21 protein-coding genes and 1 other annotated feature are annotated in these 20,982 nt (G+C 38.5%); all 21 genes read left to right on the top strand.

What is annotated here, in order from left to right; translation table 11 throughout:
* Positions 1 to 3 precede the first annotated feature (3 nt).
* The 21 genes from CDZ89_RS19390 (at position 4) to rplW (ending at position 20,946) form a co-directional block, all read left to right on the top strand.
* Positions 4 to 513, top strand: a complete 510-nt coding sequence (locus CDZ89_RS19390) for an NYN domain-containing protein (protein WP_096156003.1) — start codon at positions 4 to 6, stop codon at positions 511 to 513.
* A 61-nt stretch (positions 514 to 574) separates the two neighbouring features.
* Positions 575 to 1,231: an RNA polymerase sporulation sigma factor SigH gene (gene sigH / locus CDZ89_RS19385; protein ID WP_255249861.1), complete on the top strand. Its 657-nt coding sequence runs from the start codon at positions 575 to 577 to the stop codon at positions 1,229 to 1,231.
* A 78-nt stretch (positions 1,232 to 1,309) separates the two neighbouring features.
* The gene (rpmG, locus tag CDZ89_RS19380) at positions 1,310 to 1,459 is read left to right on the top strand and encodes a 50S ribosomal protein L33 (RefSeq protein WP_096156000.1); all 150 of its coding nucleotides are present in this window, start codon (positions 1,310 to 1,312) and stop codon (positions 1,457 to 1,459) included.
* A gap of 32 nt (positions 1,460 to 1,491) precedes the next feature.
* A complete protein-coding gene (gene secE, locus CDZ89_RS19375; RefSeq protein WP_096155997.1) occupies positions 1,492 to 1,671 on the top strand; it encodes a preprotein translocase subunit SecE in 180 nt (59 codons plus the stop codon).
* Between the two features lie 213 nt (positions 1,672 to 1,884).
* Positions 1,885 to 2,418 (top strand): transcription termination/antitermination protein NusG, encoded by a 534-nt coding sequence (gene nusG, locus CDZ89_RS19370; RefSeq protein ID WP_096155996.1) that lies wholly within the window; start codon positions 1,885 to 1,887, stop codon positions 2,416 to 2,418.
* A gap of 170 nt (positions 2,419 to 2,588) precedes the next feature.
* Positions 2,589 to 3,014 (top strand): 50S ribosomal protein L11, encoded by a 426-nt coding sequence (gene rplK / locus CDZ89_RS19365; protein WP_141395235.1) that lies wholly within the window; start codon positions 2,589 to 2,591, stop codon positions 3,012 to 3,014.
* Positions 3,015 to 3,128: 114 nt separating this feature from the next.
* Positions 3,129 to 3,830, top strand: a complete 702-nt coding sequence (gene rplA, locus CDZ89_RS19360) for a 50S ribosomal protein L1 (RefSeq protein WP_096155994.1) — start codon at positions 3,129 to 3,131, stop codon at positions 3,828 to 3,830.
* A 48-nt stretch (positions 3,831 to 3,878) separates the two neighbouring features.
* Positions 3,879 to 4,022, top strand: a sequence feature (ribosomal protein L10 leader region).
* A 41-nt stretch (positions 4,023 to 4,063) separates the two neighbouring features.
* On the top strand, positions 4,064 to 4,564 hold the full coding sequence (rplJ, locus tag CDZ89_RS19355) for a 50S ribosomal protein L10 (protein ID WP_100334345.1): 501 nt from the start codon (positions 4,064 to 4,066) through the stop codon (positions 4,562 to 4,564).
* 61 nt (positions 4,565 to 4,625) lie between these two features.
* Positions 4,626 to 4,988: a 50S ribosomal protein L7/L12 gene (gene rplL / locus CDZ89_RS19350; protein ID WP_100334344.1), complete on the top strand. Its 363-nt coding sequence runs from the start codon at positions 4,626 to 4,628 to the stop codon at positions 4,986 to 4,988.
* A gap of 128 nt (positions 4,989 to 5,116) precedes the next feature.
* A complete protein-coding gene (locus CDZ89_RS19345; RefSeq protein ID WP_096155989.1) occupies positions 5,117 to 5,719 on the top strand; it encodes a class I SAM-dependent methyltransferase in 603 nt (200 codons plus the stop codon).
* Positions 5,720 to 5,968: 249 nt separating this feature from the next.
* Complete coding sequence (rpoB, locus tag CDZ89_RS19340) at positions 5,969 to 9,526, top strand: DNA-directed RNA polymerase subunit beta (RefSeq protein ID WP_096155987.1); 3,558 nt, start codon at positions 5,969 to 5,971, stop codon at positions 9,524 to 9,526.
* A gap of 60 nt (positions 9,527 to 9,586) precedes the next feature.
* A complete protein-coding gene (rpoC, locus tag CDZ89_RS19335; protein ID WP_096155986.1) occupies positions 9,587 to 13,183 on the top strand; it encodes a DNA-directed RNA polymerase subunit beta' in 3,597 nt (1,198 codons plus the stop codon).
* Between the two features lie 170 nt (positions 13,184 to 13,353).
* Positions 13,354 to 13,602 carry a 50S ribosomal protein L7ae-like protein gene (locus tag CDZ89_RS19330; RefSeq protein ID WP_096155984.1) on the top strand — a complete coding sequence of 83 codons (249 nt, stop codon included), beginning with the start codon at positions 13,354 to 13,356 and terminating at the stop codon, positions 13,600 to 13,602.
* 99 nt (positions 13,603 to 13,701) lie between these two features.
* On the top strand, positions 13,702 to 14,124 hold the full coding sequence (rpsL, locus tag CDZ89_RS19325) for a 30S ribosomal protein S12 (RefSeq protein ID WP_096155983.1): 423 nt from the start codon (positions 13,702 to 13,704) through the stop codon (positions 14,122 to 14,124).
* A 41-nt stretch (positions 14,125 to 14,165) separates the two neighbouring features.
* Entirely contained in the window at positions 14,166 to 14,636 is a 471-nt protein-coding gene (rpsG, locus tag CDZ89_RS19320; RefSeq protein WP_096155981.1) for a 30S ribosomal protein S7, read from the top strand.
* A 139-nt stretch (positions 14,637 to 14,775) separates the two neighbouring features.
* Entirely contained in the window at positions 14,776 to 16,854 is a 2,079-nt protein-coding gene (gene fusA, locus CDZ89_RS19315) for an elongation factor G (RefSeq protein WP_096155980.1), read from the top strand.
* A gap of 113 nt (positions 16,855 to 16,967) precedes the next feature.
* Positions 16,968 to 18,158: an elongation factor Tu gene (gene tuf / locus CDZ89_RS19310; RefSeq protein WP_096155979.1), complete on the top strand. Its 1,191-nt coding sequence runs from the start codon at positions 16,968 to 16,970 to the stop codon at positions 18,156 to 18,158.
* Positions 18,159 to 19,042: 884 nt separating this feature from the next.
* Positions 19,043 to 19,351, top strand: a complete 309-nt coding sequence (rpsJ, locus tag CDZ89_RS19305; protein ID WP_096155978.1) for a 30S ribosomal protein S10 — start codon at positions 19,043 to 19,045, stop codon at positions 19,349 to 19,351.
* Between the two features lie 35 nt (positions 19,352 to 19,386).
* Entirely contained in the window at positions 19,387 to 20,010 is a 624-nt protein-coding gene (gene rplC, locus CDZ89_RS19300) for a 50S ribosomal protein L3 (RefSeq protein ID WP_096155977.1), read from the top strand.
* 25 nt (positions 20,011 to 20,035) lie between these two features.
* Positions 20,036 to 20,659, top strand: a complete 624-nt coding sequence (gene rplD / locus CDZ89_RS19295; RefSeq protein ID WP_096155976.1) for a 50S ribosomal protein L4 — start codon at positions 20,036 to 20,038, stop codon at positions 20,657 to 20,659.
* The gene (gene rplW, locus CDZ89_RS19290; RefSeq protein WP_096155975.1) at positions 20,659 to 20,946 is read left to right on the top strand and encodes a 50S ribosomal protein L23; all 288 of its coding nucleotides are present in this window, start codon (positions 20,659 to 20,661) and stop codon (positions 20,944 to 20,946) included. The genes rplD and rplW overlap by 1 nt, the downstream gene beginning before the upstream one ends.
* The last annotated feature ends 36 nt before the right edge of the window (positions 20,947 to 20,982 follow it).

Below are 20,982 nucleotides of genomic sequence, written 5' to 3'. Positions count from 1 at the left end.
GTAATGGACATATTACTAGTCGACGGCTATAACATTATTGGCGCGTGGCATGAATTACGCCAAATTAGAAACGAGGATCTAGCGCAAGCTAGAGATATTCTCGTTTCTAAAATGGCTGAATACCAAGCATATACAGGCTTTCGTTGTATCATTGTGTTTGATGCTCATTTAACACAAGGGGTAGAAACCAAATATAATAATTACAGAGTGGAAGTTATATATACGAAGGAAAATGAAACCGCAGATGAACGGATAGAAAAATTAGCAATCGAGCTTTCAAATATTAAGACGCAAGTTCATGTTGCTACATCTGATTTTACTGAACAATGGGCAATTTTTGGGCAAGGTGCACTTCGAAAATCTGCTAGAGAGCTATTAACTGAAATCAATGCAATAGAATTAAAAATTCAAAAGCGAGTTATTAGTTTTTCTAATAAAAAACCATCTAAAAGAATTGAATTGAATGAAGAAATTTCACAAATTTTCGAAAAATGGCGTCGAGGGAAGCGATGATAGGTTGACCGGACTTTTATAACTACTGTATAATATTGCTATCTACTGTACGGTCGGGGGGATTCTTGTGGTGATTAGCGACCAATTATTGGCACATGATAAATTGGAACATATGGAAGATGAACATGTCGTAGAATTAGTGCATGCAGGTAATAGCGAAGCTTTAGATTACTTAATTAATAAGTACAAAAACTTTGTGCGTGCCAAAGCAAGATCCTATTTTTTAATTGGTGCAGACCGCGAAGATATTGTCCAAGAAGGAATGATAGGTTTGTATAAAGCTATCCGTGATTTTAAAGAGGACAAGTTATCTTCCTTTAAGGCATTTGCAGAGTTGTGTATTACAAGGCAAATTATTACGGCAATAAAAACGGCAACTAGACAGAAACATATTCCATTAAATTCATATGTTTCCTTGGACAAGCCAATTTATGATGAAGAATCAGATCGTACATTAATGGACGTAATCTCTGGAGCAAAAGTGATGAACCCAGAAGAATTAATTATCAATCAAGAAGAATTTGATGATATTGAAGTAAAGATGGAAGAACTATTAAGCGATTTAGAGAGAAAAGTTCTAGTGCTTTACTTAGATGGTCGTTCATACCAAGAAATTTCAGAAGATTTAAACCGACATGTAAAGTCGATTGACAACGCACTCCAACGTGTGAAAAGAAAACTAGAGAGGTACTTAGAGTTACGAGAGATTACTCTGTAGACCAAACGGTTTATTGACACTCGTATTACGATTGTGTTACAGTTTGAAGGACATAAAAATTTATGTGGTGATAAAACAATGAATAAAAAAGTAGTGCTCGCATGTACAAGCTGTGGTTCAAGAAACTATACAACCACTAAAAATGCTACTAACCAAAGCGAGCGTTTAGAAATAAATAAGTTTTGCAAAGTATGCAATGCTCACACTGCTCATCGTGAGACAAAATAGATTTGGACTTTACGGGGTTGGAGGTTACATGAATGCAACGATTAACTAAGTTTTTCCGTGATGTAGTTCGTGAAATGAAAAAGGTTAGCTGGCCAAAGCGAAAAGAATTAACACGCTATACAGTTATTGTTGTAACAACAGTCGCTTTAGTTGCGGTATTCTTTGGTTTGATTGACACAGGTATTTCTGCACTTTTACGTAATATCTTATAATTGAGTTAATTAATTTCATATTCAAGGTTCGCTTAGTAGTGATCTAGGACGAAACAAAATCGATTATTCGATTATTTTTCTAAAATGTTGAATAACGATTGTCTATTCATGGTATAATGTGAATAATATTGTAACTCGAGAAACCCGTTCAACGGGTTTTTTCATTTGTCTAAAAATATATTTTTGAGGGGGGACGGACATTAGTCCTTGCGGATGGAAAAGAACTGGTATGTCGTTCACACTTATTCTGGTTATGAGAATAAAGTAAAAGCAAATTTAGAAAAACGTGTAGAATCAATGGGGATGCAAGATAAAATATTCCGTGTTGTTGTTCCTGAAGAAGAAGAAACGGATTTTAAAAATGGGAAAAAGAAAGTTACCAAGAAGAAAGTTTTCCCAGGTTACGTTCTAGTTGAAATCGTTATGACAGATGATTCATGGTATGTTGTACGTAATACACCAGGTGTAACTGGCTTCGTAGGCTCTAGTGGAGCAGGATCAAAACCTACACCATTATTACAAGATGAAATAGATTTCATTTTAAAGCGTATGGGAATGGAAGAGAAAACAGTTGAGTTCGATTTCGAACTAAACGAAACAGTGAAAGTAAAAGAAGGTCCATTTGCGAACTTTACTGGAACAATTGAAGAACTAGACAAAGATAAGCAGAAATTAAAAGTTCTAGTTAATATGTTTGGTAGAGAAACGCCAGTAGAGCTTGACTTTACTGGGGTAGAAAAAATATAATCGAAAAGAACTTGAAATTAATATTAATAAATGGTATTATTTCAAAGGTCAGTATGTCTCAAAATGAGATGTTCTAATTTTAACATTCTTTATCTTTTATTATAAAGAATTTGGAGAGTGGGAGGGAGCAATCCCAAATACCACATCACGGACTTAAGGAGGTGTGTCTCGTGGCTAAAAAAGTAATTAAAATGGTAAAATTACAAATTCCAGCAGCAAAAGCAAACCCTGCACCACCAGTTGGACCGGCATTAGGTCAAGCAGGTGTTAACATCATGGGTTTCTGTAAGGAGTTCAACGCTCGTACTGCAGATCAAGCTGGATTAATTATCCCTGTTGAAATTACGGTTTTTGAAGACCGTTCATTTACATTTATTACGAAAACTCCACCTGCAGCAGTATTATTAAAAGTTGCAGCTGGTATCCAGTCTGGTTCTGGTGAACCAAACCGTAATAAAGTGGCAACAGTTAAGCGCGACAAAGTACGCGAGATTGCTGAGACTAAAATGCCAGACCTAAACGCTGCAAGTGTAGAAGCTGCAATGCGCATGGTTGAAGGTACAGCTCGCAGCATGGGTATTGTTATTGAAGACTAATACCATTAACTGTTAGGCAAATGTTTACAGGGTTGCGAATCGGTTTATGGCCAGTTCGCAACCTTTATTCGTGGGAGGTTATTCCGCTAAAACCACATAAGGAGGACGTTTAAAATGGCTAAAAAAGGTAAGAAGTTTATTGAAGCTGCTAAATTAGTAGACCGTACAGTAGCATACTCTGTTACAGAAGCGGTTGAATTAGCGAAAAAGACTAGCATTGCTAAGTTTGACGCTACAGTAGAGGTTGCATTCCGTTTAGGAGTTGACCCTCGTAAAAACGATCAACAAATTCGTGGTGCTGTAGTTCTTCCACACGGAACAGGTAAAACTCAACGTGTATTAGTATTTGCTAAAGGTGAAAAAGCGAAAGAAGCAGAAGCTGCTGGAGCTGACTATGTAGGGGATGCAGATTTCATCACTAAAATCCAACAAGGTTGGTTTGATTTTGACGTAATCGTTGCTACTCCAGACATGATGGGTGAAGTTGGTAAGCTTGGTCGTGTATTAGGACCTAAAGGATTAATGCCAAACCCTAAAACTGGTACAGTTTCATTTGATGTAACGAAAGCAGTTAACGAAATCAAAGCTGGTAAAGTAGAATACCGCGTTGACAAAGCTGGTAACATTCACGTTCCAATCGGAAAAGTTTCGTTTGAAAACGAGAAGTTAGTAGAAAACTTCGCAACTATCTATGATACTTTGTTAAAAGTGAAGCCTGCTGCTGCAAAAGGTACTTACGTGAAGAACGTTACAGTTACTTCTACAATGGGACCTGGTGTAAAAGTTGATCCTTCTACTTTCACTGTAAAAAACTAACATATTGACTTTTATAACTCACGCGATTATAATAATCGTTGTGTTAAAAATATAATATTGTTTGTACCGTAGACAGTAGGTGCTACTTAGTAGCTTAATTCCCTACCGAGGTGTAAATTTGACGATAAAGCAATTTTGTTTTAACGATTAAATTTCTACCTCCATGTCATGTGGGGGTATTTTAATGTACACCGGTCGGTATAAGTAGTAATCACTTAATAGGAGGTGTAACGATGGGCAAAGCAGTTGAATTAAAAATGCAAGTTGTTGATGATATCGCTGCGAAATTACGCGCGTCTGTATCAACAATCGTTGTAGACTACCGTGGTTTAACAGTATCTGAAATAACGGAACTTCGTAAACAACTTCGTGAAGCTGGAGTTGAATTCAAAGTTTACAAAAACTCTTTAACTCGTCGTGCTGCAGAAGCGGCTGAAATTAACGGTCTTAACGATGCGTTAACTGGCCCGAACGCAATCGCGTTCTCTACAGAAGATGTAGTTGCTCCTGCTAAAATTTTAAATGACTTCGCTAAAAAGCATGAAGCATTAGAAATTAAAGCTGGTGTAATTGAAGGAAACGTAGCGTCTGTTGAAGAAGTGAAAGCTCTTGCTGAACTTCCATCGCGCGAAGGTTTACTTTCAATGTTACTATCTGTTCTTCAAGCTCCAATGCGCAGCATGGCTCTTGTTACGAAAGCAGTTGCAGAACAAAAAGAAGAACAAGGCGCTTAATTTACAACTTGCAAGTTAGTTAAAAATAAAACTATTTAACAATCACAAGGAGGAAATAACAATGACTAAAGAACAAATCATTGAAGCAGTTAAAAACATGACTGTTTTAGAATTAAACGACTTAGTAAAAGCTATCGAAGAAGAATTTGGAGTAACTGCTGCTGCACCTATGGCAATGGCTGCTGCTGGTGGCGCTGAAGCTGCTGCTGAGCAAACTGAATTTGATGTAGTATTAGCTTCTGCTGGTGCTCAAAAAATTAAAGTTATCAAAGTAGTACGTGAAATCACTGGTCTTGGCTTAAAAGAAGCTAAAGAATTAGTTGACAACACTCCTAAAGCTGTTAAAGAAGGTATTGCTAAAGAAGAAGCTGAAGAAGTGAAAGCTAAACTTGAAGAAGTTGGAGCTTCTGTAGAAGTTAAGTAATATTGCTAAAAGCTCGCTAACGTGTTAGCGGGCTTTTTTACTGCTTTTCCACGTATATTTTTTTACTCGAAAGAGATAATAATAAAGTTGTTATGCTATGATTTTTAATCTACAAAGGAGGTTGCGTCGTGGCGGATCATTATTATACAAATAACCCTTCTGTTGAAAGTAATAGGCAGTCTTTCGATTTTATGTTAAATGAAACGAAATTTAGTTTCATAACAGATGCAGGAGTGTTTTCAAAAAAAGAGATAGATTTCGGATCACGCTTATTAATAGAAACGTTTGTATCTCCCGAAACAGATGGAGGAATTTTAGATGTAGGGTGTGGTTATGGCCCGATAGGAATCTCCATTGCGAAAAGGTACAACGACAAACAAATTACGATGGTAGATGTAAACGAAAGAGCTTTGCAATTGGCTACAGAGAATGCTGAAAAAAATCAAGTGAAAAACGTAACAGTCTTAAAAAGCTTTATATATGAAAGTGTGCAGAATAATAAGTATGCAGCCATCCTATCCAATCCACCTATTCGGGCTGGGAAGAAAGTTGTCCATGAAATTCTAGAAAATGCATTTGATAGATTAGTCGATAAAGGTGAGCTTTGGATCGTGATACAGAAAAAGCAAGGTGCTCCTTCAGCTATCGATAAACTTACAGATGTTTTTGATGAAGTAGAAGTAGTGGTAAAGAAAAAAGGTTATTATATCATAAAAGCAAAAAAAGGTTGACGTTTAATTTTTCTTGTGATAGCATTGTTTAATGCCAATATGTATTTTTCTGAGCGTCTATTTTTTTGTGCGTTTTCTACATTTATATGTATAAAATTAGTATGCTTGGAAAAGATAGTAAAATCAATAGCGCGTATGTAAAAATGTGGTTTTCTATTAGAAACCATTTTTCTTTTTTAGCATAGTAGAAATACTTATGTTAAAACATAAATTTTTTCTTAATTACGCTTGATACGAGGGGTGAATCAGTTGACAGGTCAACTTGTTCAGTATGGACGACACCGCCAACGCAGAAGTTATGCTCGCATTAGTGAAGTGTTAGAATTACCAAATTTAATTGAGATTCAAACTTCATCCTATCAATGGTTTTTAGATGAAGGATTAAGGGAGATGTTCCAAGATATTTCCCCTATTGATGATTTCACTGGAAATCTATCATTAGAATTTATTGATTATAGTCTTGGAGAACCAAAATATGTTGTAGAAGAATCAAAAGAGAGAGATGTTACATACTCGGCTCCATTACGTGTTAAAGTTCGCTTGATTATTAAAGAAACAGGCGAAGTGAAAGACCAAGATGTGTTTATGGGAGATTTCCCACTTATGACGGATACTGGTACTTTTGTGATTAACGGTGCAGAACGTGTTATTGTTTCTCAGCTTGTTCGCTCTCCATCTGTATATTACAGTGGGAAAGTAGATAAAAATGGGAAAAAAGGTTTCTCTGCTACTGTTATTCCAAACCGTGGTGCTTGGTTAGAATATGAGACAGATGCGAAGGATGTAGTATACGTTCGTATCGATCGTACTCGTAAACTACCAGTAACGGTTCTTTTGCGTGCGCTTGGATATGGTACGGATCAAGAAATTATCGACTTATTAGGTGATAATGAGTACTTACGCAATACACTTGATAAAGATAATACGGAAAGTACAGAAAAAGCATTACTAGAAATTTATGAGCGTTTACGCCCGGGTGAACCACCTACGGTTGAAAATGCAAAGAGTTTATTAGAATCTCGTTTCTTTGATCCAAAACGCTATGATTTAGCAAGTGTTGGAAGATACAAGATTAATAAAAAGCTTCATATTAAAAATCGTTTATTCAATCAAAGAATTGCGGAAACTTTAGTGGATCATGAAACAGGAGAAATCTTAGTAGAAAAAGGTACACTACTAGACCGCAGAAACTTGGACAAAATTATCCCACACTTAGAGAATGGTGTAAACCTACAATCATCTCACCCAAGTGCTGGTGTAATTACAAACGAAGTAGCATTACAACCAATAAAAATCTATGCTCCAAACGACAGTGAAGGAGAAAAAGAAATTCTAGTAATCGGGAACGGTTATATCGAAGAGAAAGTAAAACATATTTCTCCTGCAGATATCATTGCTTCTATTAGTTATTTCTTTAACTTACTACATGGCGTAGGAGATACAGATGATATTGACCACCTTGGTAACAGACGTTTACGTTCTGTTGGAGAACTATTACAGAATCAGTTCCGTATCGGTCTATCGAGAATGGAACGTGTAGTTCGTGAAAGAATGTCCATTCAAGATACAGCTACCATTACACCACAGCAATTAATCAACATTAGACCTGTAATAGCATCAATTAAAGAGTTCTTCGGTAGTTCACAGCTATCTCAGTTCATGGATCAAACTAACCCACTAGCAGAATTAACACATAAACGTAGACTTTCAGCATTAGGACCTGGTGGATTAACGCGTGAGCGCGCTGGATTCGAAGTGCGTGACGTTCACTATTCTCACTACGGTCGTATGTGTCCAATTGAAACGCCAGAGGGACCAAACATTGGATTAATTAACTCCTTATCATCATTTGCTAAAGTAAATAAATTCGGCTTCATTGAAACACCTTACCGTCGTGTTGATCCAGACACAGGAAAAGTGACAAGTCAAATTGATTACTTGACAGCAGATGAAGAAGATAACTACGTAGTTGCCCAAGCGAATGCTCGTTTAGGTGAAGACGGAGAATTTTTAGATGAAAATGTAGTATCACGTTTCCGTGGTGAAAACACAGTTGTGAAACGCGAACGCATTGACTATATGGATGTATCACCAAAGCAAGTAGTATCTGCTGCAACAGCATGTATTCCGTTCTTAGAAAATGATGACTCGAACCGTGCGTTAATGGGAGCGAACATGCAACGTCAAGCTGTTCCTTTATTAAACCCTGAATCACCAATCGTAGGTACAGGTATGGAACACGTTTCAGCAAGAGACTCTGGTGCTGCAGTTATTTGTAAACACCCAGGTGTTGTGGAGCGCGTAGAAGCACGTGAAGTGTGGGTGCGTCGTATTCAAGAAGTAGATGGACAACAAGTAAAAGGTGACTTAGATAAGTACCGCATGCTTAAATTCGTTCGTTCAAACCAAGGTACATGTTACAACCAACGTCCTATCGTTTCAGTTGGAGACCAAGTTGTTAAAGGAGAAATCCTTGCAGACGGTCCTTCAATGGAAAAAGGAGAATTAGCTCTAGGTAGAAACGTTATGGTTGCATTCATGACTTGGGATGGATACAACTATGAGGATGCTATTATCATGAGTGAACGTCTTGTAAAAGACGATGTATATACTTCAGTTCATATTGAGGAATACGAGTCTGAATCTCGTGACACAAAACTTGGACCTGAAGAAATTACAAGAGATATCCCTAACGTAGGGGAAGATGCTTTAAAGAACTTAGATGACCGTGGTATTATCCGTATCGGTGCAGAAGTAAAAGACGGAGACCTTCTTGTAGGTAAAGTTACTCCTAAAGGTGTAACAGAACTAACTGCTGAAGAGCGTCTATTACACGCAATCTTTGGAGAAAAAGCTCGTGAAGTTCGTGATACTTCTTTACGTGTACCACACGGTGGTGGCGGAATCGTCTTAGATGTAAAAGTATTTAACCGTGAAGATGGAGATGAGCTTCCCCCAGGAGTAAACCAACTTGTTCGCGCTTATATCGTTCAGAAACGTAAGATTTCTGAAGGAGATAAAATGGCGGGACGTCACGGTAACAAAGGTGTAATCTCTAGGATTTTACCAGAAGAAGATATGCCTTATTTACCAGATGGAACTCCGGTTGATATCATGTTAAATCCATTAGGGGTACCATCTCGTATGAACATCGGGCAAGTACTAGAACTTCACTTAGGTATGGCTGCTAGATATTTAGGAATTCACGTTGCATCCGCAGTATTTGATGGTGCTCGTGAGGAAGATGTATGGTCAACTCTTGATGAAGCAGGTATGGCACGTGATGCGAAAACTGTATTATTTGATGGTAGAACAGGTGAACCATTTGATAACCGTGTATCCGTAGGAATCATGTACATGATTAAACTTGCGCACATGGTTGACGATAAACTTCACGCTCGTTCAACTGGACCTTACTCATTAGTAACGCAACAGCCATTAGGTGGTAAAGCACAGTTTGGTGGACAACGTTTCGGTGAGATGGAGGTTTGGGCACTAGAAGCATACGGTGCAGCATATACACTACAAGAAATCTTGACAGTAAAATCGGATGATGTAGTTGGGCGTGTGAAAACGTATGAGGCAATCGTTAAAGGTGAGAACGTACCGGAACCAGGGGTTCCTGAGTCGTTTAAAGTATTAATTAAAGAATTACAAAGTTTAGGTATGGACGTTAAAATTCTGTCTGGTGACGATCAAGAGATTGAAATGAGAGACATGGATGATGACGATGAGAATTCGGCTGAGAATTTAGCTGCTGAAACAGATAAACCTGAACTTGAAAAAGAAACAGTAACAAAAGAATAGTTGACGATAAAAAGGTAAGCATTTGGGTAGAACCTGTAGATTAAGAGGGAGGTAGGCCCCTTGCTAGATGTTAATAACTTTGAATATATGAAGATTGGTTTAGCTTCCCCCGATAAGATCAGATCTTGGTCTCACGGGGAAGTTAAAAAACCAGAAACAATTAATTATCGTACATTAAAGCCGGAAAAAGACGGCCTTTTCTGTGAACGTATATTTGGTCCAACAAAAGATTGGGAATGTCATTGTGGTAAATACAAGCGTGTCCGCTACAAAGGTGTAGTTTGTGATCGATGTGGCGTAGAAGTTACACGTGCAAAGGTACGTCGTGAGCGCATGGGTCATATTGAACTAGCAGCTCCTGTTACACACATTTGGTACTTTAAAGGTATCCCTAGCCGTATGGGATTAGTTTTAGATATGTCCCCACGTGCACTAGAAGAAGTTATTTACTTTGCTTCTTATGTAGTAACAGAAACTGGTGATACTCCATTAGATAAGAAGCAACTTCTTTCTGAAAAAGAGTATCGCGCGTATCGTGAAAAATACGGTAATACATTCCATGCAGCAATGGGTGCAGAAGCAATTAAAAAGTTACTATCTGACATCGATTTAGAGAAAGATGTAGAAGGTTTGAAAGAGGAGTTAAAAACTGCTCAAGGTCAACGTCGTACAAGAGCGATTAAACGACTTGAAGTATTAGAATCTTTCAGAGGTTCTGGCAATGAACCATCATGGATGATTTTGGACGTGCTTCCTGTTATACCACCTGAGTTACGCCCAATGGTACAACTTGACGGTGGCCGCTTTGCTACTTCTGACTTAAACGATTTATATCGTCGTGTTATTAATAGAAACAACCGCTTAAAGCGTTTATTAGACTTAGGTGCACCAAGTATTATCGTACAAAATGAAAAACGTATGTTACAAGAAGCTGTTGACGCGTTGATTGACAACGGTCGTCGTGGTCGCCCTGTAACAGGACCTGGTAACCGTCCGTTAAAATCTCTTTCACATATGTTGAAAGGAAAACAAGGACGTTTCCGTCAAAACCTTTTAGGTAAGCGTGTTGACTACTCAGGCCGTTCGGTTATCGTTGTAGGACCAAACTTGAAGATGTACCAATGTGGTCTTCCGAAAGAAATGGCTCTTGAACTGTTCAAACCATTTGTAATGAAAGAGTTAGTGGAAAGAGGATTAGCTCACAACATTAAGAGTGCAAAACGTAAAATTGAACGTGTTCAACCTGAAGTTTGGGATGTATTAGAATCTGTTATTAGGGAGCATCCAGTACTACTGAACCGTGCCCCAACATTACACAGACTAGGAATCCAAGCGTTTGAACCGACTCTTGTAGAAGGTCGCGCAATAAGACTTCACCCGTTAGTATGTACAGCATACAATGCTGACTTTGACGGTGACCAAATGGCTGTTCACGTGCCGCTTTCTGCAGAAGCACAAGCTGAAGCTAGAATCTTAATGTTAGCAGCACAAAACATTCTTAACCCGAAAGATGGGAAGCCAGTTGTTACTCCGTCCCAGGATATGGTACTTGGTAACTACTACTTAACATTAGAACGTGAGAATGCAACTGGAGAAGGCATGGTTTTCAAAGACACAAACGAAGCATTATTAGCATACCAAAATGGTTTTGTTCATTTGCACTCTCGTGTCGCGGTACATGCTGGATCTTTAAATAACGAAACATTTACAGAGGAACAAAACAAACAATTGCTAATAACGACTGTTGGTAAATTAGTTTTCAACGAGATCTTACCTAGATCATTCCCTTATATTAATGAGCCTACTAGATATAATCTAGAGCAAGAAACGCCTCAGAAATATTTCGTGGAAAAAGGTGCAAACGTTAAAGAATTAATTGCTAGCCAACCGCTTGTAGAGCCATTTAAGAAAAAAATCTTAGGGAATGTTATCGCTGAAGTGTTTAAAAACTTTAAGATTACAGAAACATCTCGCATGCTTGACCGCATGAAAGATTTAGGATTTAAATACTCAACTAAAGCAGGTATTACAGTTGGTGTTGCTGACATCGTTGTATTAGCTGAAAAAGATGAGATGCTTAAAGAATCTCAAACAAAAGTTGATACAGTTCTAAAGCAGTTCCGTCGTGGTTTGATTACGGAAGAAGAACGATATGACAGAGTTATTGCGATCTGGAGCGCATGTAAAGATGCTATCCAAGCAAAATTAATGAACTCATTACCTAACTCGAACCATATATTCATGATGAGTGACTCGGGAGCCCGTGGTAACGCATCTAACTTTACACAGTTAGCTGGTATGCGTGGACTAATGGCCAACCCGTCTGGGCGAATCATTGAGTTACCGATTAAATCAAGTTTCCGCGAAGGTTTAACGGTATTAGAATACTTCATCTCGACTCACGGTGCACGTAAAGGCCTTGCCGATACTGCTCTAAAAACTGCTGATTCCGGATACTTAACGCGTCGTCTAGTTGACGTTGCTCAAGATGTTATTGTGCGTGAAGAAGATTGCGGTACTGACCGCGGTTTACACGTAGCATCATTAAAAGATGGCACTGAAGTAGTAGAGAGACTTGATGAGCGTCTAATTGGACGTTATGTTAGAAAAGCTATTAAGCACCCAGAAACAGGAGAAGTGTTAGTAGCTGAAAATGGATTAGTGACTGAGGATATCGCGCAACAAGTCATAGATGCTGGGATTGAAGACGTATGGATTCGTTCCGTATTTACGTGTAACACTCGCCACGGAGTATGTAAGAAGTGTTATGGTCGTAACTTAGCGACTGGATTAGAGGTAGAGGTAGGAGAAGCTGTTGGTATTATTGCTGCTCAATCTATCGGGGAGCCAGGAACTCAGTTAACGATGCGTACATTCCATACAGGTGGGGTTGCGGGAGACGATATCACTCAAGGTTTACCGCGTATTCAAGAGCTGTTTGAAGCACGTAATCCTAAAGGTCAAGCAGTTATCTCTGAAATTGATGGGGTTGTTACGGCTGTTAATGAAGGCAGAGATCGTCAACATGAGATAACAGTTAGAGGCGAAGTTGAAACTAGAACATATACTGCACCTTATACAGCAAGACTAAAAGTTGCTGTGAATGCAGAGGTTGTACGAGGTCAAGTTTTAACGGAAGGTTCTATCGATCCGAAAGAATTATTGAAAGTAAAAGACATGACAGCAGTACAAGAATATTTATTGCTTGAAGTTCAAAAAGTATACCGTATGCAAGGTGTAGAAATTGGGGATAAGCACGTTGAAGTAATGGTACGTCAAATGCTTCGTAAAGTTCGCGTAATCGATGCTGGAGATACGGATGTATTACCAGGAACATTACTAGAAATCCACCAATTTACTGATGCGAACGAAAAAGTCATTCTACAAGGCAAAGTTCCTGCAACAGCTCGCCCTGTACTACTTGGTATTACAAAAGCATCTCTTGAAACTGACTCGTTCTTATCGGCGGCATCGTTCCAAGAGACGACTCGTGTACTTACAGATGCTGCAATTAAAGGTAAGCGAGATGAACTTCTAGGATTAAAAGAAAATGTAATTATTGGTAAACTTGTTCCAGCTGGTACTGGTATGAACCGTTACCGTAAATTTGAACTTACTAAAGAAGTTGGTCAAGAAGAGCCTGTAACTGTAGAATAGTAGAGTAGGTTGACCAAAAGCTAGAACCTGATTAAACATTCATGTGTTTAATCAGGTTCTACAGGTCACCTTCTTTTTAATGTTATTGCAAAACTAGTTGACAATTAAAAATTATGATGGTAATATAGCAAAGGTGCTTATATAACCTGTAACTTTGGAGGATATATTATATGTCTTATGATAAAGTGAGACAGGCAACGACTTTCATTGTTGGAACAAAACAATCAGTGAAGGCGCTGAAAGCAGGAACAGCTACAGAAGTGATCATTGCGGAAGATGCTGATGCGAAAGTAACGTATAAAGTTATCCAAACTGCCAATGAATGCAAAATTCCTATCACAAAGGTAGATTCTATGAAAAAGCTTGGCAAAGCTTGCGGAATTGAAGTAGGAGCTGCAGCTGTTGCAATAATTAGATAAAAACTGTTTTTGTAAATTGTTTGCAAAAACTTTGTTTTTTGTTTTAAAATGAACCACCTGGATGTGTGGTCTTAAAAATTGAGGGAGGAGGAAATACAAATGCCTACTATTAACCAATTAGTACGTAAAGGTCGTGCAAGTAAAGTGGTGAAGTCAAAATCACCTGCTTTAAATAAAGGTTACAACAGCTTCAAAAAGTCACAAACTGACGTGTCTTCTCCACAAAAACGTGGAGTATGTACTCGTGTGGGTACAATGACGCCAAAGAAACCGAACTCAGCATTACGTAAATATGCGCGTGTTCGTTTAACAAACGGCATCGAGGTAACTGCTTATATCCCAGGTATCGGACATAACCTACAAGAGCACAGTGTAGTGTTAATCCGTGGCGGTCGTGTAAAAGACTTACCAGGGGTACGTTACCACATCGTTCGTGGTGCACTTGACACTGCTGGAGTAAACAACCGTATGCAAGGTCGTTCTAAATACGGAACAAAGAGACCAAAAGCACCGAAAAAATAATAAAACTTTAAGTATAAACTTACTTGAAAGGAGGAAATATTATGCCACGTAAAGGTCCTGTTGCAAAAAGAGACGTGTTACCTGATCCGTTATATAACTCAAAATTAGTTACACGTTTAATCAACAAAATGATGATCGATGGTAAAAAAGGAAAATCTCAAGCTATTATTTACAACGCATTCAACTTAGTTGCTGAGCGTTCTGGTAAAGATGCAATGGAAGTGTTTGAAACTGCACTGAAAAACATCATGCCAGTTCTTGAAGTAAGAGCGCGTCGTGTTGGTGGTGCAAACTACCAAGTACCAGTTGAGGTTCGTCCTGATCGTCGTGTTACTCTAGGTCTTCGTTACTTAACAAACTACTCTCGTCTTCGCGGTGAGAAAACGATGGAAGAGCGTTTAGCTAACGAAATCTTAGATGCTGCTAACAACACTGGTGCAGCTGTTAAGAAACGTGAAGATATGCACAAAATGGCGGAAGCAAACAAAGCATTCGCTCACTACCGTTGGTAGGATTCAAAGCTTTTCCTATAGTAAAAGCTTTGAATTTCTCTTGGTAGGATAACATACCATCTAAAACTGTTATGTAGCTACATAGCAGTTTTAGATGTAATTATAAAACGATACTTAAATAGGAAGGAGAAATACCCAAATGGCAAGAGAGTTCTCCTTGAATAACACGCGTAATATCGGTATCATGGCTCACATCGATGCTGGTAAAACAACTACAACTGAGCGTGTTTTATTCTACACTGGACGTATTCACAAAATTGGTGAAACACATGAAGGTGCTTCTCAAATGGACTGGATGGAGCAAGAGCAAGAACGTGGTATTACTATCACTTCTGCTGCTACAACAGCTCAATGGAAAGGACACCGCGTAAACATTATCGATACACCAGGACACGTAGACTTCACTGTTGAAGTAGAACGTTCTTTGCGTGTACTTGATGGAGCTGTAGCAGTACTTGATGCACAATCTGGTGTTGAGCCTCAAACTGAAACAGTTTGGCGCCAAGCTACAACTTACGGGGTACCACGTGTCGTGTTCGTTAACAAAATGGACAAAATCGGTGCAGATTTCTTATACTCTGTAGGTACAATCCATGATCGTCTTCAAGCCAACGCACACCCGATTCAACTTCCAATTGGTGCAGAAGACCAGTTCGAAGGTATCATTGACCTAGTTGAAAACGTAGCATACTTCTACGAAGATGACTTAGGTACTCGTTCTGATGCGGTTGAAATTCCTGATGAATACAAAGAGCAAGCAGAAGAGTACCGTAATAGCTTAATTGAAGCTGTTGCTGAATTAGACGAAGAGTTAATGATGAAATATTTAGAGGGTGAAGAACTTACAAAGGAAGAAATCAAAGCTGCAATCCGTAAAGGTACATGTAACGTTGAATTCTACCCTGTAATCTGTGGTTCTGCATTCAAAAATAAAGGGGTACAATTAATGCTTGACGCGGTAATTGATTACTTACCTGCGCCAACTGATGTACCTTCAATTAAAGGTATCGTTCCCGATACGGAGGAAGAAATTATCCGTGAATCTAGTGATGAGGCACCGTTCGCTGCACTAGCATTCAAAGTTATGACTGACCCTTATGTTGGTAAGTTAACGTTTTTCCGTGTGTACTCAGGTACATTAAACTCAGGTTCTTATGTAATTAACTCATCTAAAGGTAAGCGTGAGCGTGTAGGACGTATCCTGCAAATGCATGCAAACAGCCGTGAAGAGATTCCTGTTGTTTATGCTGGTGATATCGCTGCTGCAGTTGGATTAAAAGACACTACTACTGGTGACACGCTTTGTGATGACAAAAACCAAGTTATTCTTGAGTCTATGGAATTCCCTGAGCCGGTTATCCAGTTATCAGTTGAACCAAAATCTAAAGCAGACCAAGACAAAATGACTACTGCATTACAAAAACTACAAGAAGAAGATCCTACTTTCCGTGCACATACTGACCAAGAAACGGGTCAAACAATCATCGCAGGTATGGGTGAGCTTCACCTAGACATCCTAGTTGATCGTATGAAGCGTGAGTTCAAAGTAGAAGCAAACGTTGGTGCTCCTCAAGTAGCATACCGTGAAACGTTCCGTGGATCTGCTCGAGTAGAAGGTAAATTCGCTCGTCAATCTGGTGGTCGTGGGCAATTCGGACACGTTTGGATCGAATTTGAACCGAACGAAGAAGGAAAAGGTTTTGAGTTTGAAAACAAAATCGTTGGTGGTGTAGTACCACGTGAATACGTTCCTGCTGTACAAGCTGGTCTAGAAGACTCAATGGCAAACGGTGTATTAGCTGGTTACCCATTAATCGATGTTAAAGCTGCATTAGTAGATGGTTCTTACCATGATGTTGACTCAAGTGAGATGGCGTTCAAAGTAGCTGCTTCTTTAGCACTTAAAAACGCAGTATCAAAATGTAACCCAGTAATTTTAGAGCCAGTTATGAAAGTTGAAGTAGTAACTCCTGAAGAGTACATGGGTGATATCATGGGTGGTATTACATCTCGTCGTGGACGTGTAGAAGGTATGGAAGCACGCGGTAACGCTCAAGTTGTTCGCTCTATGGTTCCACTATCTGAAATGTTCGGATATGCAACTGCATTACGCTCAAACACTCAAGGTCGCGGAGTATTTACAATGCACTTTGACCACTACGAAGAAGTACCTAAATCGATTTCAGAAGAAATCATCAAAAAAAATAAAGGTGAATAATTGATTTTCGCCTAAACTTGTTTTATAAATAGTATGTAGGGTAATAAGTGGTTCTATTTATTACCATCTCATATAAAATAAAAATTTCATTGAAATTCAAGGAGGATATACTAATGGGTAAAGAAAAATTCGATAGATCCAAGACTCATGCTAATATCGGTACAATCGGACACGTTGACCATGGTAAAACAACTTTAACAGCTGCAATCACTACTGTTCTTGCTAAGCGTAGTGGTAAAGGTGCTGCAATGGCTTATGACATGATCGACGCAGCTCCAGAAGAAAGAGAGCGTGGAATCACTATTTCTACAGCTCACGTTGAGTACGAAACTGAAAACCGTCACTATGCACACGTTGACTGCCCAGGACATGCTGACTATGTTAAAAACATGATCACTGGTGCTGCTCAAATGGACGGCGGAATCTTAGTAGTATCTGCTGCTGATGGTCCAATGCCACAAACTCGTGAGCACATTCTTTTATCTCGTCAAGTAGGTGTACCTTACCTTGTTGTATTCATGAACAAGTGTGACATGGTAGACGACGAAGAATTATTAGAATTAGTTGAAATGGAAGTACGTGACTTATTATCTGAGTACGATTTCCCTGGAGACGACATCCCTGTAATCAAAGGTTCTGCTCTTAAAGCTCTTGAAGGAAATGCTGAGTGGGAAGAGAAAATCGTTGAATTAATGAACGCTGTAGATGAGTACATTCCAACTCCTGCTCGTGACACTGAAAAGCCATTCATGATGCCAGTTGAGGACGTATTCTCAATCACAGGTCGTGGTACAGTTGCTACAGGACGTGTTGAGCGTGGACAAGTTAAAGTTGGTGACGTTATCGACATCATCGGTTTAACTGAAGAGCCTAAATCTACTACAGTAACTGGAGTAGAAATGTTCCGTAAGCTTCTTGACTATGCTGAAGCTGGAGACAACATCGGTGCACTTCTTCGTGGAGTTGCTCGTGACGACATCCAACGTGGACAAGTATTAGCTAAGCCTGGTACAATTACTCCACACACAAAGTTCAAAGCTGAAGTTTACGTTTTATCTAAAGAAGAAGGTGGACGTCATACTCCATTCTTCACAAACTACCGTCCTCAGTTCTACTTCCGTACAACTGACGTAACTGGTATTTGTAACTTACCTGAAGGCGTAGAAATGGTTATGCCTGGTGACAACATCGAGATGACTGTTGAACTAATTGCTCCAATCGCTATCGAAGAAGGTACTAAGTTCTCTATCCGTGAGGGTGGACGTACTGTAGGTGCTGGAGTAGTAGCTACAATTCAAGAGTAATTTTTGTTTAAAAAAGCTGACGTGTTTACACGTCAGCTTTTTTTATATGAATATTTAATATCTCTCAAATTATTGAAAATATACTGCTGAATATAAAAGTTTGAGGTAGCGTAAAAGCATAACATGTATCCAGAAGCATGTGAGGTGTATCATCAAACCAATAAGATTTTGCATAAAGTCCCCAGAGTATATTATAAAAGATCTAAAGTGAATCAAAAGCTATATATAGTGTTACAAGTATATTAATAATACATAGTAAGTAAAACTCTCCCAGGAATTAGACTTTTAATCTATAACTCGAATAGAAGTTCATAAGCTAACTTAATTAGTATATTTGTTTACATATATTTATATAGAAGGAACTCGATTTTAATACAAACAACTAGTAATTGAATCAATTTCATAATTGCTGTTCGTTTAGTGAAAAACGAATGTTCTGTTAATTACAATTAAATAACGTTCGATATATAACGTTAATTATAATAATGAATAGGTTTATAATCGTTTTTCGTTTAGTAATTGTACTTTATGAAAATCACTCAATTATAAATTAATCGAACTTTAATCTTCTCTATATAAATCCAAGCGTTATCAGTGCAAAAACATTAAAACCCAAACTGGAAATAAATGATTGCATAAATCTAATACAACTTAGGTTGCATTCTTACCACGATGTAGTTATAATAATTAAGTGCTCACAGTTACATTAAAAAAACATTTGCATTATGTTAAAACATCATGTATAATTTATAATGTTGGTCTTTGACTTGCGATGAAACGGAAGGTTGCTGACACACCCGGCCGCTTTGCCATGGCGAGTGTGCAGGTTAATTTCCGCGGAGAATGTCTATGAGTAAATATAGGCGAAAGAAGGAGGGAAAATAATGGCAAAAGAAAAAATTCGTATTCGTTTAAAAGCTTATGATCACAGAATTTTAGATCAATCAGCTGAAAAGATCGTTGAAACTGCAAAACGTTCTGGTGCAACTGTATCTGGTCCAATTCCATTACCGACAGAAAGATCTGTTTACACAATCTTACGTGCGGTACACAAATACAAAGATTCTCGTGAGCAATTTGAAATGCGCACACATAAGCGCTTAATCGATATCGTAAACCCTACACCACAAACTGTAGATTCGTTAATGCGTTTAGACTTACCGTCTGGTGTAGACATTGAAATTAAACTTTAATGAATAAATACTTATATTATTAGGAGGTGTGACTTATGACCAAAGGAATCTTAGGAAGAAAAATCGGTATGACTCAAGTTTTCGCTGAAAACGGTGATCTTATCCCGGTAACTGTTATCGAAGCTGCTCCAAACGTAGTACTTCAAAAGAAAACAGTTGAAACTGATGGATATGTAGCTATTCAATTAGGTTTTGAAGATAAGCGTGAAAAGTTATCAAACAAACCTGAACAAGGTCATGCAACAAAAGCTAGTACAACACCTAAGCGCTTCATTCGTGAGATTGATGGCTTAGAAGGGTACGAAGTTGGTCAAGAAGTCAAAGTTGATATTTTCGCAAAAGGCGATGCGGTAGACGTAACTGGAGTATCAAAGGGTAAAGGTTTCCAAGGTGCTATTAAGCGTCATGGACAATCTCGTGGTCCAATGTCTCATGGTTCTCGTTATCACCGTCGCGTTGGTTCGATGGGTCCTGTAGCTCCAAACCGTGTATTCAAAGGTAAATTATTACCTGGACGTATGGGTGGAGATCGCATTACTATCCAAAACCTTGAAATCGTTAGTGTAGACACTGAACGTAACTTATTATTAGTTAAAGGTAACGTACCAGGTCCTAAAAAAGCATTAATCACAGTTAAAGCTGCTGTTAAAGCTAAGTAATTGAACAGGAAAGGAGGAACTACAAATGCCTAAAGTAGCATTATACAACCAAACAGGTTCTCAAGTTGGCGAAATCGAGTTAAATGATACTGTGTTCGGTATTGAACCAAACAATGCTGTATTATTTGACGCTATCATGATGCAAAGAGCATCTCAACGTCAAGGAACTCACAAAGTAAAAGGACGTTCGGAAGTTGCGGGCGGTGGACGTAAGCCTTGGAAACAAAAAGGTACAGGTCGTGCTCGTCAAGGTTCAATCCGTTCTCCACAATGGCGTGGTGGTGGTATCGTATTCGGTCCTACACCAAGAAGCTACAGCTACAAACTTCCTAAAAAGGTTCGTCGCTTAGCTATCAAATCTGCATTATCATCTAAAGTATTAGAAAACGAATTCTTAGTATTAGAAGGAATTACTTTTGATGCTCCAAAAACAAAAGAAATGATTTCTGTATTAAAAGGATTAAACGTTGACCGTAAAGCATTAATCGTTACTGGTGACGCAATTGAAAACGTTGAATTATCAGCGCGTAACATTCCTGGTGTAACTGTAGTATCTGCAAACGGAGTGAACGTATTAGACGTTGTAAACCATGACAAAGTAATCTTTACGAAAGACGCTGTTCAAAAATTAGAGGAGGTGCTTGCATAATGAGAGATCATCGTGATGTTCTTAAGCGCCCCGTGATTACTGAGCGTTCTACTGACTTAATGGCAGAAAAGAAATATACATTCGAAGTTGATGTTAAATCTAATAAAACTGAAGTAAAAGACGCTGTTGAAGCAATCTTTGGCGTAAAAGTTGAAAAAGTTAACATCATGAACTATAAAGGTAAATTCCGTCGTGTAGGTCGTTACAGCGGATTAACTAACCGTCGTAGAAAAGCTATCGTAACACTTACTACTGATAGCAAAGAGATTGAATTCTTCGAAGTTTAATAAATAAAAAAATAATTCAACAAGAAGGAGGGAAAC

Source organism: Bacillus alkalisoli, from assembly GCF_002797415.1.
In the GTDB taxonomy this organism is placed as follows: domain Bacteria; phylum Bacillota; class Bacilli; order Bacillales; family Bacillaceae_I; genus Bacillus_CD; species Bacillus_CD alkalisoli.
Note: the sequence above shows the minus strand (reverse complement) of the source record. Positions and strands in the feature narration are given on the sequence as shown.

Coding starts and splice junctions, on each gene's coding strand:
- CDZ89_RS19390 (WP_096156003.1), top strand. CDS start 4: ATGGACATATTACTAGTCGACGGCTATAACATTATTGGCGCGTGGCAT.
- rpmG (WP_096156000.1), top strand. CDS start 1,310: ATGAATAAAAAAGTAGTGCTCGCATGTACAAGCTGTGGTTCAAGAAAC.
- secE (WP_096155997.1), top strand. CDS start 1,492: ATGCAACGATTAACTAAGTTTTTCCGTGATGTAGTTCGTGAAATGAAA.
- nusG (WP_096155996.1), top strand. CDS start 1,885: ATGGAAAAGAACTGGTATGTCGTTCACACTTATTCTGGTTATGAGAAT.
- rplA (WP_096155994.1), top strand. CDS start 3,129: ATGGCTAAAAAAGGTAAGAAGTTTATTGAAGCTGCTAAATTAGTAGAC.
- rplJ (WP_100334345.1), top strand. CDS start 4,064: ATGGGCAAAGCAGTTGAATTAAAAATGCAAGTTGTTGATGATATCGCT.
- rplL (WP_100334344.1), top strand. CDS start 4,626: ATGACTAAAGAACAAATCATTGAAGCAGTTAAAAACATGACTGTTTTA.
- CDZ89_RS19330 (WP_096155984.1), top strand. CDS start 13,354: ATGTCTTATGATAAAGTGAGACAGGCAACGACTTTCATTGTTGGAACA.
- rpsL (WP_096155983.1), top strand. CDS start 13,702: ATGCCTACTATTAACCAATTAGTACGTAAAGGTCGTGCAAGTAAAGTG.
- rpsG (WP_096155981.1), top strand. CDS start 14,166: ATGCCACGTAAAGGTCCTGTTGCAAAAAGAGACGTGTTACCTGATCCG.
- fusA (WP_096155980.1), top strand. CDS start 14,776: ATGGCAAGAGAGTTCTCCTTGAATAACACGCGTAATATCGGTATCATG.
- tuf (WP_096155979.1), top strand. CDS start 16,968: ATGGGTAAAGAAAAATTCGATAGATCCAAGACTCATGCTAATATCGGT.
- rpsJ (WP_096155978.1), top strand. CDS start 19,043: ATGGCAAAAGAAAAAATTCGTATTCGTTTAAAAGCTTATGATCACAGA.
- rplC (WP_096155977.1), top strand. CDS start 19,387: ATGACCAAAGGAATCTTAGGAAGAAAAATCGGTATGACTCAAGTTTTC.
- rplD (WP_096155976.1), top strand. CDS start 20,036: ATGCCTAAAGTAGCATTATACAACCAAACAGGTTCTCAAGTTGGCGAA.
- rplW (WP_096155975.1), top strand. CDS start 20,659: ATGAGAGATCATCGTGATGTTCTTAAGCGCCCCGTGATTACTGAGCGT.